The organism is Kribbella sindirgiensis (assembly GCF_004331435.1).
Classification (GTDB): domain Bacteria; phylum Actinomycetota; class Actinomycetes; order Propionibacteriales; family Kribbellaceae; genus Kribbella; species Kribbella sindirgiensis.
Genome location: NZ_SJKA01000011.1, coordinates 210,973 through 223,980, shown reverse-complemented (window position 1 = coordinate 223,980; position 13,008 = coordinate 210,973). Strand labels below are relative to the sequence as shown.

General features: G+C 69.8%; 13 protein-coding genes. 11 read left to right on the top strand and 2 right to left on the bottom strand.

The genetic code is table 11. From position 1 onward, the window contains the following. Nucleotides 1-79 precede the first annotated feature (79 nt). The 11 genes from E0H50_RS28725 (at nucleotide 80) to E0H50_RS28675 (ending at nucleotide 11,054) form a co-directional block, all read left to right on the top strand. Nucleotides 80-1,297 carry an MFS transporter gene (locus tag E0H50_RS28725; RefSeq protein WP_131293643.1) on the top strand — a complete coding sequence of 406 codons (1,218 nt, stop codon included), beginning with the start codon at nucleotides 80-82 and terminating at the stop codon, nucleotides 1,295-1,297. Beyond that, complete coding sequence (locus E0H50_RS28720) at nucleotides 1,294-2,484, top strand: MFS transporter (RefSeq protein WP_131293642.1); 1,191 nt, start codon at nucleotides 1,294-1,296, stop codon at nucleotides 2,482-2,484. Before E0H50_RS28725 ends, E0H50_RS28720 begins: the two co-directional genes overlap by 4 nt. Before the next feature lie 9 nt (nucleotides 2,485-2,493). Then, nucleotides 2,494-3,492: a hydroxyacid dehydrogenase gene (locus E0H50_RS28715; protein ID WP_131293641.1), complete on the top strand. Its 999-nt coding sequence runs from the start codon at nucleotides 2,494-2,496 to the stop codon at nucleotides 3,490-3,492. 79 nt (nucleotides 3,493-3,571) lie between these two features. Beyond that, nucleotides 3,572-5,086, top strand: coding sequence for a molybdopterin-dependent oxidoreductase (locus tag E0H50_RS28710; RefSeq protein WP_131293640.1), 1,515 nt, complete (start codon nucleotides 3,572-3,574; stop codon nucleotides 5,084-5,086). A gap of 67 nt (nucleotides 5,087-5,153) precedes the next feature. Further along, the gene (locus E0H50_RS28705; RefSeq protein ID WP_131293639.1) at nucleotides 5,154-5,819 is read left to right on the top strand and encodes a fasciclin domain-containing protein; all 666 of its coding nucleotides are present in this window, start codon (nucleotides 5,154-5,156) and stop codon (nucleotides 5,817-5,819) included. Between the two features lie 2 nt (nucleotides 5,820-5,821). Next, on the top strand, nucleotides 5,822-6,433 hold the full coding sequence (sigK, locus tag E0H50_RS28700) for an ECF RNA polymerase sigma factor SigK (protein WP_238151302.1): 612 nt from the start codon (nucleotides 5,822-5,824) through the stop codon (nucleotides 6,431-6,433). After that, nucleotides 6,430-7,143, top strand: a complete 714-nt coding sequence (locus E0H50_RS28695; RefSeq protein WP_131293638.1) for an anti-sigma factor — start codon at nucleotides 6,430-6,432, stop codon at nucleotides 7,141-7,143. Before sigK ends, E0H50_RS28695 begins: the two co-directional genes overlap by 4 nt. Nucleotides 7,144-7,156: 13 nt before the next feature. Continuing rightward, entirely contained in the window at nucleotides 7,157-7,597 is a 441-nt protein-coding gene (locus E0H50_RS28690; protein ID WP_238151301.1) for a PaaI family thioesterase, read from the top strand. A 414-nt stretch (nucleotides 7,598-8,011) separates the two neighbouring features. Then, nucleotides 8,012-9,352: a DHA2 family efflux MFS transporter permease subunit gene (locus tag E0H50_RS28685; RefSeq protein WP_238151299.1), complete on the top strand. Its 1,341-nt coding sequence runs from the start codon at nucleotides 8,012-8,014 to the stop codon at nucleotides 9,350-9,352. Then, a complete protein-coding gene (locus tag E0H50_RS28680) occupies nucleotides 9,349-10,299 on the top strand; it encodes a sigma-70 family RNA polymerase sigma factor (RefSeq protein ID WP_131293636.1) in 951 nt (316 codons plus the stop codon). The genes E0H50_RS28685 and E0H50_RS28680 overlap by 4 nt, the downstream gene beginning before the upstream one ends. Further along, nucleotides 10,299-11,054 carry an isocitrate lyase/PEP mutase family protein gene (locus tag E0H50_RS28675; protein WP_131293635.1) on the top strand — a complete coding sequence of 252 codons (756 nt, stop codon included), beginning with the start codon at nucleotides 10,299-10,301 and terminating at the stop codon, nucleotides 11,052-11,054. Before E0H50_RS28680 ends, E0H50_RS28675 begins: the two co-directional genes overlap by 1 nt. Here E0H50_RS28675 and E0H50_RS28670 read toward each other — a convergent pair. Beyond that, nucleotides 11,044-12,636: an amidase gene (locus tag E0H50_RS28670; protein ID WP_131293634.1), complete on the bottom strand. Its 1,593-nt coding sequence runs from the start codon at nucleotides 12,634-12,636 to the stop codon at nucleotides 11,044-11,046. The genes E0H50_RS28675 and E0H50_RS28670 overlap by 11 nt on opposite strands. Then, entirely contained in the window at nucleotides 12,636-12,914 is a 279-nt protein-coding gene (locus tag E0H50_RS28665; protein WP_131293633.1) for a hypothetical protein, read from the bottom strand. The genes E0H50_RS28670 and E0H50_RS28665 overlap by 1 nt, the downstream gene beginning before the upstream one ends. Nucleotides 12,915-13,008 lie beyond the last annotated feature (94 nt).

Sequence of the window (13,008 nt, the reverse complement as noted above, 5' to 3'; positions counted from 1 at the left end):
GCACCTGAAATCGTCACTTCTGGCACAAGTGATCAATTTGCCCTTGCCGTGAGGCCTCTGCAGGCGGTGAGATAGTCGTGTGACGGAAACGCGACCCGCCGACGCGGCGGAGGGGCGGGGCTCCTCGAGCTTCTCGTACCGCCCGTTCATCTGGCTTGCGGTCGCGACGTTCTCGATGGGCATCGACGGCTACGTGCTGGCCGGGCTGCTGCCGCAGATCGCCGGCGACCTGAAGGTCACCCCGGCGGCCGCCGGTCAGCTGATGTCCGTGTTCGCGTTCACCGCCGCGCTCGCCGGTCCCGTGCTCGGCACGTTGACGTCACGGTGGGAACGCCGTACGACGATCGTGCTGTCACTGGGTGTGTTCGTCCTCGGCAACGTGGTCGTCGCGGTCGCGACCAACTACCCGGTCGCGCTCAGCGGCCGGGTGCTCGCGGCGCTCGGCGGCAGTCTGCTGAACGCCGCCGTCACCGGGTACGTACTCGCCCTGACCCCGTCCGAGCACCACGGCAAGGCGTTGTCGTTCGTGCTCGGCGGCTGGATGACCGCGACCGCGCTCGGCGTACCCGTCGGCCTGCTGCTCGGGCAGTCCTCGTGGCGATTCCCGATGATCCTGGTCGCGGTGGTCGGCACGATCGCCCTGATCGGCATCCTGCTCCGGCTTCCGCAGTTGCATCTACCCGGCGGCACCCTCGTCGAACGCCTCCGCCCGCTCGGCCGGCCGCGGCTGGTCGCCGGGCTGCTCGTGACCACGGGAATCCTGTGCAGCAGCTATGCCTGCTTCACGTACGCGACCCTGATCCTCGGACCGCACTTCCACGCCGAGTGGGCCATGATCCTGATCATGTTCGGGTACGGCGTCTCGAGCATGGCCGGCAATGCGGTGACAGGACGCCTGGTCGACAAGTTCACCGCACTCAAGGTGCTGACCGTTGTGCTGGTCGGGCTGCTGCTGAACGCCGTCCTCGGCATGATCGCGCTGATGTTCGCCCCGGCTGTGGTGGCGGCGGTGTGGGGTCTGGTCTGGTTCTTCTCGGCCGGCGTCGGCAACGGCGGCGGCGCCGTTCCACAGCAGGCGCGGCTGGCGTCGATGGCACCCGAGTCGGCCGCGATCGTGATGGCGCTGAACGGCAGCGCGATCTCGCTCGGCTCGGCTCTCGGCAGCGGCCTGGGCGGTGTCGCCCTGACCGCGGGCTCCTCACCGAACGGCCTGCTCGGCGTCTCGGCCGTCGTCCTCACGATCACCGTCGGTCTGCACCTGCTGGTCGCCCGTGCTTCAAAAGCCGCCGTCGGGTGACGGATACCTGCGCCGCTGACAGGGTTGAGGAGCAGCAGTTCTCGTACCGGCCGCTGGTCTGGCTCGCCGTGGCGACGTTCTCCATGGGCATCGACGGGTACGTCCTGACCGGGTTGCTGCCCACCATCGCCGCGGACCTGCACGTCAGCGTGGCGGCCGCGGGCCAGTTGATGTCCGCGTTCGCGCTGACCGCGGTGTTCGCCGGGCCGGTCCTCGGCACAGTGACGTCGCGCTGGGAGCGCCGTACGACGATCGCCGCGGCGCTGGCCGTCTTCGTGCTCGGCAACCTGGTCGTCGGGCTCGCGACGACATACCCGATCGCGTTCGCCGGGCGGGTAGTGGCGGCGCTCGGCGCCTGCCTGCTGAACGCGGCCGTCAGCGGCTACGTGATCGCCGTGACGCCGGTCCGGCACCGCGGGAAGGCGTTGTCGTTCGTGCTCGGCGGGTTGCTGACCGCGACGGCCCTCGGCGTACCGGTCGGCCTGGTGGTCGGGCAGTCTTCGTGGCGCTACCCGATGATCCTGGTCGCCGTGATGGGAACGATCGCCCTGGCCGGCATCCTGCGCGGCCTCCCCCGCCGGCAGCTTCCCCACGGCCGGCTCACCGACCAGCTTCGCCCACTCGGTCGGCAGCGGCTGCTCGGTTCCCTGCTTGTCACGACCGGCATCCTGGCCGGCAGCTTCACCTGCTTCACGTACGCCGTCCTGATCCTCGGTCCGTCCTTTCCGGCCGGCTGGATGATCATCGCGATCATGTTCGGGTACGGCGTCACCAGTGCGCTGGGCAACGCGATCACGGGCCGGCTGGCCGACCGGTTCCCGGCACCGCGCGTACTGACCGTCGTCCTGATCGTCCTGCTGCTGAACTCGATCCTCGGCATGGGCGGCCTGCTGCTCACCTCGGCCACCGCGCTCGCGGTCGTCGGCGTGAGCTGGTTCTTCCTCCAGGGCGCCGGCAACGGCGGCGCGGCTGTACCGCAGCAGGTCCGGCTCGGCGGCCTCGCCCCGGAGTCCGCCGCGATCGTGATGGCCCTCAACGGCAGCGCGATCTCGCTCGGTTCCGCGCTCGGCAGCGCCGTCGGCGGGATCGCCCTGACCGCCGGGACCGCGCCGTCCGGCCTCCTCGGCCTCGCCGCGGGCATCCTCGCGGCGACGCTCGTGCTGCATCTGATCGTTTCCAGACCCTAGAATTCGGTCATGGCCGAAAAGCTGCGGATGGTGCTGGCGGCGACGCCGGCGTACCGGGAGATGGTGTTCGCGCCGGAGAGTACGGCGCGGCTGGAGGCGCTCGGGGACGTCGTCGTACTGGACGATCCGGGCGATGCCGGGGCCTTGACGGCGGCGTTGCCCGGGACCGACGTACTGATCACGTCGTGGGGTGCGACGCCGTTGACCGCGGCCGTCCTGGACCACGCGGACCGGTTGCGGTTGATCGCGCACAGTGCGTCGTCGGTGAAGCACTTCGTCACCGAGGAGGTGTTCCGGCGCGGGCTGCGGATCACGCAGGCGGGGCAGGCGATGGCGGAGCCGGTGGCCGAGGTGTCGCTCGCGTTCACGTTGAGCCTGCTGCATCGCATTCAGCGGTTCGATCATGCGATGCGCGACGGCGCGTGGCGGGACGCCGTACCTCCGCAGCACGGGCTGACGGCGTCGCGGATCGGTGTCGTGGGCGCTTCGCGGACCGGCGTCGAGTACATCCGGATGCTCGTCGCGCTCCGAGCCGCGGAGGTCGTCGTCTACGACCCGTACCTCACGGATGAACGCGCGGTCGAGCTCGGCGTACGTCGTACCTCGCTCGACGAACTGCTCCGCACCAGCCGGGTCGTCGCCCTGCATGCGCCGACGCTCCCCGAGACCCACCACCTGATCGGCGCCCGCGAACTCGCGCTGATGCCCGACGGCGCCTCCCTCGTCAACACGGCCCGCTCGTGGCTTGTGGACACCGCCGCGTTGCTCGATGAAGTCCGCAGCGGGCGGATCGACGCCGCGCTGGACGTGTTCGACGAGGAGCCGCTCCCGCCCGACGACCCGTTCCGCGCCCTCCCGAACGTCCTCCTGACACCCCACCAGGCCGCCGCCACCGTCGAGTGCTACCTCGACATGGGCAAGATCACCGTCAACGAGATCGAACGCCACGCGACGGGCCGCCCCCTCCAGTACGAACTGACCGAGGCAGCTCTGCACCAGATGGCCTAGCGATGTGCATTTGGTCGACGCCTGGTCACGTTCGAACATCTCGAACCATCCGCGGGCGTGTCGGCGCCGAATGCCTGGCATGCACAAGACAGTCGGGGCATTGGGCGGTGTGGTTGCAGCCGGTACGGCGCTCGCGGTCGGATATCTCGTCGCGGATCTGACCGGAGGACCGTGGCCGGTCGACGCCGTCGGCGTTCAGGTCATCGATTGGTCCCCCGGGCCGGTGAAGGACTGGGCGGTCCGGACTCTCGGCACCGCCGACCGTCCGCTGCTCCGGGTCGGCATCTGCGCGACGCTCGCGATCGTCGCCGCCGTTGCCGGATGGATCGGCGCGCGCGGGCGCCGACGGACGGCGGCCGCGATCGCGGGTGGGCTCGGGCTGGTGGGCTTGGTGTTCGCGATCGTGAGCCGTTCGGCCGCCGGCAGCACGGTCGACCGGTTGCTACCGGCAACAGTCACGCTGGTGGTCGCCGTACTGGCGATGGCCCTGGTCACGCGAAGTCCGGTTCAGGAGACAGATGAGGCTGAGCAGCCGGTGGGGTTTGATCGGCGGAGGTTCTTGGTTGCCGTGTCGGCGGTGGCTGTGGTGGGGGCCGGTGCTGCTGGTGCTGCTCGGTTTGCGGGTGGGTCGGGGCAGGAGCTGCGGGCGCGCGTTCGGGTACCTCGGCCGACCGACGCCGCAGGCCCTTTGCAGGCGAGCCTCGACGTCCCCGGGATCAGCCCGTTCACGACGCCGAACGCCAAGTTCTACCGCGTGGACACGCTGCTCCAGGTCCCGCGGATCGACCCGCGGGACTGGGAGCTACGAATCCACGGACTTGTCGACAAAGAGCTCCGGCTCTCGTTCGACCAGTTGCTCGAACGGCGGCTGATCGAACGCGACATCACCCTCACGTGCGTGTCCAACGAGGTCGGCGGCCCGTACGCCGGCAACGCCCGCTGGATCGGCGTACCGATCGCGGACCTGCTCCGCGAGGCCGGCGTCCGGCAAGGCGCCGACGCGGTGAAGTCGACCAGCGTCGACGGGCTCACCATCGGTACGCCGCTCGCCGCGCTCACCGACGGCCGGGACGCGATCCTCGCGCTCGCGATGAACGGCGAACCGCTGCCGTTCGAGCACGGCTTCCCGGTGCGGATGGTCGTTCCCGGCCTGTACGGGTACGTGTCCGCGACCAAGTGGATCGTTGACTTCGAGGTCACCAGGTTCCGGGACTTCAGCGCGTACTGGACCGACCGCGGCTGGTCCGTCGAGGCGCCGATCAAGACGTCGTCGCGGATCGACGTACCGAAGGGCTTCGCGACCGTCAAGGCCGGACCCGCGGTCGCCGCCGGAGTCGCCTGGGCGCAGCGCCGCGGCATCAGCAAGGTCGAGGTCAAGGTCGACAACGGCCCGTGGCAACCCGCCCGGCTGGCGCCCGTCGACGGGCCGGACACCTGGCGGCAGTGGACCTTCCGCTGGAACGCCACGCCCGGCACCCACAAACTCACCGTCCGCGCGACCGACGCGACCGGCGAACTGCAGACCGACCGCCAGGCGCCGCCGCGGCCGAACGGCTCGAGCGGTCTGCACAACACAGTCGTGATGGTCGAGTGACCCATCCGGCCCGCGACCGGCTCCGAAGTACTCCCGTCAGCAACCTCCCCAGGAAAGAGATTGAGTCATGTACAAGCACCTCACCCGCGCCGGAATCGCTCTCAGCGCGCTGGCCCTCGCAATGACCGCATCCGCTTGTGGTGGTGACGACAACAGCAGCGCCTCCAGCGGTTCGACCACCAGCACGAGCAGCAGCGCACCGGCCACCAGCGCCACGCCGTCGATGAGCGACGCAGCCGGCGGTCTGGTCGGACCAGGCTGCGCCGACTACGCGAAGGCCAACCCGTCGGGCGCCGGCTCGATCGACGGTATGGCGGCCGCACCGCTGGCCACCGCCGCCTCGGGCAACCCGCTGCTGAAGACCCTGGTCGCAGCCGTGTCCGGCAAGCTGAACCCGAAGGTCGACCTGGTCTCGACGCTGAACGGCGGCGAGTTCACCGTCTTCGCACCGGTCGACACCGCGTTCGCGAAGATCCCCGCCGCGACCGTGAACACGCTGAAGACGAACGACGCGCTGCTCACCAAGATCCTCACCTACCACGTCGTACCGGGCCAGCTCGACCCGTCGTCGGTCGTCGGCAAGCAAACGACCGTTGAGAAGCAGGCCGTCACCGTCACCGGCTCCGGCGACAGCCTGAAGGTGAACAACGCCAACGTGATCTGCGGCGGCGTGAAGACCGCGAACGCTACGGTGTACCTCATCGACTCCGTTCTGATGCCCCCGGCAAGCTGACCGTGAACGAACCAACCGCGCTGCCCTGGCCCACCGGATCGCACTCGCGATCCGGTGCGGTCGCGGACGGGGATCTCCTGATGCTGACCGCGACCGGTGACACGGCCGCGTTCAGCGCGCTCTACGACCGGGTCGCGCCGTGGGTCTTCGGGCTCGTCCGCCGGATCCTCCGCAACCCGGCCCAGTCCGAAGAGGTAACCCAGGAAGTCATGCTCGACGTCTGGCGCACCGCGACCCGGTACGACGCCGACCGCGGCTCCGCGCACTCCTGGATCCTGACGATCGCGCACCGCCGCGCGGTCGACCGGGTGCGCTCCGAACAGGCCGCCGCCGACCGCACCGAGCAGGTCGGCGCGCGGTCCGCCGACGTCGCCTTCGACCAGGTGGCCGATACCGTCACCACGCGGCTCGAGGCAGAGCAGGTACGGCGGTGCCTCGGCTCGCTGACGGACCTGCAACGAGAATCGATCGAGCTCGCGTACTACAACGGCTACACGTACCCGGAGGTCGCCCAGCAACTCGGGGCCAAGCTTCCGACCATCAAGGCGCGCATGCGCGACGGCCTGATCCGCCTCCGCGACTGCCTGGGAACCACGAGGGGGCAGCGGCCATGACGGAACCCGACGTGCACACTCTCACCGGCCCGTACGTTCTGGACGCCCTTCCGGACGACGAACGGATTCGCTTCGAGGCCCACCTCGCCGAATGCACCTTCTGCTCGACCGAGGTCGACGAACTGCGCGCCGCCGCGGTGAAGCTGGCGACCCAGGTCTCCACCCCGCCGCCGCCCGCGCTCAAGGCGAACGTGATGTCCGCGATCGAGCACGTACGCCAACTCCCCCCGGTCGTCCACGGCCAACCCGCCGTACGCCGGCGCTTCATCCGCCGATCCGTCCTGGCACTCGCCGCCGCGGCCGCCGCGGTCGCCGTCAGCGGCGGGATCGCGATCGACCAGTACCGCGACCGGACCGCCGCGGAGCAGGCCAATCGGCAGATGGCCGCCGTTCTCTCCCAGCCCGACGCACGGACCGTTCACGGGGCGGTCCAGGGCGGCGGGCAGGCCACGATCGTCGTGTCCGCGAAGGCCGACAAGTCGGTCGTCGTACTGCGGGATCTGCCCGAGCTCCCCACGGACCGGACATGGCAGCTGTGGATGATCGACTCCGGAAAGACCGCCCACTCGGTCGGCCTCGCCGCCGGCGACCTCACCCGGGTCATCGACGGTTCGACCACCGGCATGACGGCGTTCGGCCTGACCCTCGAGCCCAGCGGAGGATCCGCCAAGCCGACGCTCCCACCAGCGGCACTGATTCCGCTCACCTAGTAGCCTCCCGGGAATGAAGGAGGCTACTGCCGACGTACGCGAGCGGGTTCTGGCGAGTTTCGAGCGTCAGGGGTTGATGGCGCATCTCGGGGCGCGGATCGCGCACGTCGGGGCGGGCGAGGTGCATGTTGTGCTGCCTCGGCGGCCTGAGGTTACGCAGCAGCATGGGTACTTTCATGCGGGCGCGACCAGTTCGATCGCGGACAGCGCGGGCGGGTACGCCGCGTTCACGCTGTTCCCGGAAGGTTCGTCGGTGCTCACGGTGGAGTTCAAGATCAACCTCCTGGCACCTGGTGAGGGCGAGCACCTCGAGGCGGTCGGCACCGTGCTCAAACCCGGCCGAACCCTGACGATCTGCCGCCTCGAGGTCTATGGCGTCACCGCCACCCAGCGCACCCTGGTAGCCGCAGGCCAACAAACCCTCATCCAAATCCAGTCCCGCCCCGAACCCTGACCCCAGCGACCAACGAACTGCGGGGCCGAGCGCGACGAGTGCCCCCGCAACGAGAGGATCTCCCCTCCTGTTGCGCCTTCTCCGTTGGTATACGAGGGGAGAACCCACAACACCAGGGGAGATCCCCTCGTGTTGTGGACGTGTGGGGGCTGCCGCGCGGGGCGGGCGGTTGGGCGATCCGGGGTTGGTGGCGGCGCGGCCGCTCGTGGTGGGTGGTGCAGGCTCGACAGGTAGTGCACCGGTGGGACGGTGTACGCGCGGGCACGTTCACGCTCAGGTGCACTACCCGGCCACCCGACACCTCCTGTCGAGCTTGCCGATCACACCCAGAACTCGTGCTCACCGGACCGATGAGTTCGGGATGTCTCGCTGGTCTGTACAGATGTGACCAGTGAACAACGATGGGTTTTGGGGTTGGCCTCGCTCGGGTCGGTGATGGTGGCGTTGGACACCCTTGTGGTGGCCGCCGCGCTGACCACGATCCGCAGCGACCTCGGCGCGACCGCCGAGGAGCTGGAGTGGACGGTCAACGCCTATGGACTGAGTTTTGCGATGCTTCTGATGACGGCCGCCGCGATCGGCGACCGTCTGGGCCGGCGCCGTACGTATGCGGCCGGTCTGGCACTCTTCACCGCCGCCTCGGTCGCGTGCGCCGTGGCGACCACACTGCCGTTCCTGATCGCGGCCCGGGCCGTGCAGGGTGTCGGGGCGGCGATGGTGATGCCGCTGGCGATGAGTCTGCTCGGGGCGGCGTTCCCGCCGGAGCGACGCGGGCGGGCGATCGGCGTGTTCAGCGGGGTGACCGGGATCGCCGTACTCGGTGGGCCGCTGATCGGCGGCGCGGTCACCGAGGGACTGTCGTGGCAGTGGATCTTCTGGATCAACGTGCCGATCGGCGCGGTCGCGATCGCCTTGGTGCTGACGAAGATCAGTGAGAGCACCGGCCCGGCGCGACGGCTCGACCTGGTCGGCGCGGTGCTGATCAGCCTCGCCGTACTGGGCCTGGTCTGGGGCACGGTGCGCGGCGAGTCGGCCGGCTGGACCAGTGCCGAAGTACTGGGCGCCTTCGGCATCGGGATCGTGATGCTGGTGGCGTTCGCGGCGTGGGAGCGGCGGACCGACCACGCGATGGTGCCGCTGGAGTTCTTCCGGAACCGGACGTTCACCGCGGCGAACTCGGCCGGCTTCTTCCTCAGCGCGGCGTTGTTCGCCGCAGTCTTCTTCCTCTCGCAGTACATGCAGGCCGTGCTTGGGTCGGCGCCGTTCAAGGCCGGTCTGCAACTGCTGCCGTGGACCGCGACGCTGTTCGTCGTCGGCCCGATCGCCGGCCGGCTGGTCGACCGTGTCGGCGAACGTCCACTGGTCGTGATCGGTATGGCGCTGCAGACCGCGGGCATGTTCTGGGTCAGCGGCGGCGCGGACCACTACTGGGAACTGATCGTGCCGCTGGTCGTCACCGGGTGCGGGATCTCGCTCGCGATGCCCGCGGCGCAGACCGCGGCGATGGCGGCACTGCCTCGCGAAGCCGTCGGGATCGCGTCCGGGATCTACAGCATGAACCGACAGATCGGCGGCGCGGCCGGGGTCGCGGTCCTCGGCTCGGTCTTCACGGCAGCCGGCGGCTACACCGGCCACGGCTTCGCCCGGGCGCTCGCGGGATGCGGCGTACTGTCGTTGATCGGCGCGCTCTCGGGGCTGGCGATCGCGGGACGTCGTGCGCAGAAGCTGGTGCCGGTGATGGAGGGAGCCCAATGAACCTCGAGGAGGAGTTCGCGCAGCATCGGGGTGAGCTGGTGGCGCATTGCTACCGGATGCTCGGCTCGCTGCACGACGCCGAGGACGCGGTTCAGGAGACGTACCTGCGCGCCTGGCGTGGTCACGCGGATTTCGAGCACCGTTCGTCGGTCCGGACCTGGTTGTACCGGATCGCCACGAACGTGTGCCTGAACCTCCTGCAGCACAGCAGCCGGCGGGTCGTCCCGTCGGCGCTGGGTGCCCCGGGCAACGATCCGGACGAGCTGCACGCCCAGGCCCTGGAGGTGCCGTGGCTGGAGCCGTTCCCGGATCAGTTGCTCGGTGCCGATCCGGCCACCGTGGTCGGCGATCGCGCGAGTTTGCGGCTGGCGATGGTCGCCGCGATGCAGCACCTTCCGCCCCGGCAACGCGCCGTACTGATCCTGCGCGAGGTGCTCACGTGGCCCGCCGCGGACGTCGCCTCGTTGCTCGACACAACAACCGCCGCGGTGAACAGTTCGCTGCAGCGTGCGCGGGCCGAGCTGGCGCGGCTGCGGCCGCGGGAGGACGAGTTGAGCGAGCCGCACGAACCGCTGCGGCGGGCGTTGCTCGACCAGTTCCAGGCCGCGATGGAGAGCAAGGATCTCGTCGTACTGGAAGGGCTGTTCAGCGCAGATGCTCGGTGGGAGATGCCGCCGATCCCGACCTGGTTCAGCGGGCGTTCCGACGTACTGCGGTTGCTCGACGCGAAGCTCCGCCCGGGCCCGGGCCGGCGGGTCCTGGTCGAGACGTCGGCGAACGGCCAACCGGCGTTCGCGCTCTACATCCGGGGCACGGACGAGCTGTTCCACGCGCACTCGATCAAGGTGCTGACGTACACCGAAGACGCGATCTCGGCTGTTCTCGCGTTCCACCAACCTGCTTTGTTCCCAGCCTTCGGGCTGCCCCTGATCCACGGGAGATCTTGATGTCATTGGCAACCACTCTGCGGGAACTGCACGTCCCCGGCACACCACTCGTCGTACCGAACGCATGGGACGCCGCCTCGGCGCGCATGGTCGAGGCGGCCGGCTTCGCCGCGGTCGCCACCAGCAGCAACGCCACGGCCGCCGTCCTCGGGTACGACGACGGCGAGCACGCGCCCGTCGACGACGTACTGACTGCCGCGGCGCGGATCGCGCAGTCGGTGTCCGTTCCGGTGACGGTCGACTTCGAACGCGGGTACCGGCTGGCTCCGGCCGAACTGGTCGAGCGCTTCGTCGCGACCGGCGCGGTCGGGCTCAACCTGGAGGACTCCGACCCGGCGATCGGGTCGATGATCGACCCCGGCGAGCAGGCGGACTTCCTGGCCGCGGTCCGCGCCGCGGCCGGTGACGCGCTGGTGATCAACGCCCGCATCGACGCGTTCATCCGCCAGGCCGGTACGGCGGACGAACAGCTGGCGACCGCCCTCGACCGCGGAAACCGCTACCTGGCCGCCGGCGCCGACTGCGTGTACCCGATCGGCGTCGGCGACCTCGACCTGCTGGCCACGCTCAGCACGCAGATCGACGGCCCGGTGAACGCGGGTTACGGGCAGGGCGCGAACACGATCGCGGACTATGCGGCACGCGGAGTCGCCCGGGTCACCTTCGGCCCGATGTTCCAGCGCCACCTGTACGCGAAGTTCGCCGACACGCTCCTGCCCGCTGTCGCCGCGGACCGCAATCCGTTCACTGCATGAGGTCGGGGACTTCCTCGGCGTGGATTCGGCCGCGGTCCTGCGTCTCAGCCTTCCGCAGAGCCGCCGGGGCTGCGGCCGGATCCGCGGGTCGGCGGTGATGCCAGTCGGTGACGGCCTGATAGGCAGCCGCGACGGAGAGCAGGCGGTCCTCGCCGAACGGTTTGCCGCCGAGGATTGTCCCGATCGGTACGCCGTTCGCGGTGAACCCGATCGGGAGTGCCAGCTCCGGAAGACCGAGCGCGTCGAACGGTGTCGGGGACGTCTGCACTACGACGTCGCACTGCTCGAACAGATCCTCGAGCACCCGCTCCAGCAGGACCACCTTGGCGCGCTGACCGATCAAGAACTCGTTGGCTCCGAGCAGCGCGCCCTGCAGCCACCCGACCACCGACACCCCGAATCCGCGGAGGTCCGACCGCAGCATCGGGAGGAACGGCTCGCTCCGCTCCGGCAGCCGGACGTTGTTGAAGGCCGCGTTCGTGAGCAGGTCCCACTCGTCCGGCATGGTCACGTCGACGACTGACAGGCCCTCGATCCCCGCGAGGACGTCGAGAGCCGTCGCACGGGCCGTCGCGGTCTCCGACGTACCGCTGGTGAATCCGGGGATCACGCCGATCCGGGTCCGCCAGCGGGCCCGTCCCGGCCGCAGCGGCGTCGCCGCCTTCATGAGGTCCGGTACCGGCGGAAGTCCTTGTGTTCTTGGGTCTTCCGGGTCCTCGCCCGCCATCGCGGTCAGCATGATCGCGGCGTCCATCGCGTCGCGCGCCAGCGGGCCCGGGTGGTCGCGGGTGTAGCTCAGCGGCACGATGCCGTACAGGGACACGCGACCCATGGTGGGCTTCAGGCCGGTCAGGTTCTGGGCGTTCGACGGCGCGGTGATCGATCCGCCGGTCTGGGTCCCGACCGCCGAGGTCGCGAGCCGGGCCGCGACCGCGGTCGCCGATCCGGACGACGATCCGCCGGGGTCCGTGCGGGGATCGTTCGGCGTCCACGCGTTCACGGTGGTGATCCGGCCGTCCGGCGTGGTCGCGCGGGTAGTTGCCAACGGCCCCATCTGGGTCTTGCCGATCACGATTCCGCCGGCCGCGGTCAGCCGGCGTACGGCGGTGGCGTCGAAGGGCGGCACGAAGTCGGCGAACAGGTACGAGTTCGCGGTCGTGGTCACACCGCGCGTGTAGTAGTTGTCCTTGATCGCCAGCGGGATGCCGTGCAGCGCACCGCCGCGGGTCCGGCCGAGCGCCCGCGCCCGGGCCAGCGCCTCGTCGGCGAGTACCAGATTGAACGCCTGGTACACCGAGTCGAACTCGCTGATCCGCGCGAGATGAGCCTCCAACAGCTGTTCCGGCTTCAGCTTGCCCTTGCGGATCAACGTGGCCGCCTCGGCGATGGTCAGCTCGCTGACGTCCACCGATCTCGCCGGTACGTCGACCAATGCCGCCGTACCGCTGGACCCAGCGGACGCGGGGGCGGCGTGCGCTACGGCCGGCAGCGCGACCGAGCCGACCGCGGTGGCGGCGGCCAGTGCGCTCGCGCGGTGAAGGAACGATCGCCGATCGACCTGGCTGTCCTGCGGGGCGCTCATCAGGCCTCCCGGGCGACGTCGATGGACGGGTACAGCTTCGGCGGCGCGGCCTGCTGGGCGAGCCGGGCGTCCGCGGCGAACGAGTACGAGCTCAACGGCAACACCGTCGTACGCATGAAGCCGCGCAGACTGGCGAGCACCGAGTCGCGACCCGGGCTCCCGGTGTCCGGATCCGGTGCGCTGCCGGCCGGCAACTGGTCGAGATCGATTCCGATGGAAGCCAGACGCGCCCTGATCATCACGTCCAGCTCGGCGTCGGTGGGCTGACTGAGACTCACGAGTCCCCTCCCGGTCGTGGCGGCAACCTGTCAGCCTTTTATGTCATCTTCAACTACTCCGCAGGTTTCGGCGGGATCACCACCAGGTTGCGGC

Coding starts and splice junctions, on each gene's coding strand:
- E0H50_RS28715 (WP_131293641.1), top strand. CDS start 2,494: ATGGCCGAAAAGCTGCGGATGGTGCTGGCGGCGACGCCGGCGTACCGG.
- E0H50_RS28710 (WP_131293640.1), top strand. CDS start 3,572: ATGCACAAGACAGTCGGGGCATTGGGCGGTGTGGTTGCAGCCGGTACG.
- E0H50_RS28705 (WP_131293639.1), top strand. CDS start 5,154: ATGTACAAGCACCTCACCCGCGCCGGAATCGCTCTCAGCGCGCTGGCC.
- E0H50_RS28695 (WP_131293638.1), top strand. CDS start 6,430: ATGACGGAACCCGACGTGCACACTCTCACCGGCCCGTACGTTCTGGAC.
- E0H50_RS28690 (WP_238151301.1), top strand. CDS start 7,157: ATGAAGGAGGCTACTGCCGACGTACGCGAGCGGGTTCTGGCGAGTTTC.
- E0H50_RS28680 (WP_131293636.1), top strand. CDS start 9,349: ATGAACCTCGAGGAGGAGTTCGCGCAGCATCGGGGTGAGCTGGTGGCG.
- E0H50_RS28675 (WP_131293635.1), top strand. CDS start 10,299: ATGTCATTGGCAACCACTCTGCGGGAACTGCACGTCCCCGGCACACCA.
- E0H50_RS28670 (WP_131293634.1), bottom strand. CDS start 12,636: ATGAGCGCCCCGCAGGACAGCCAGGTCGATCGGCGATCGTTCCTTCAC.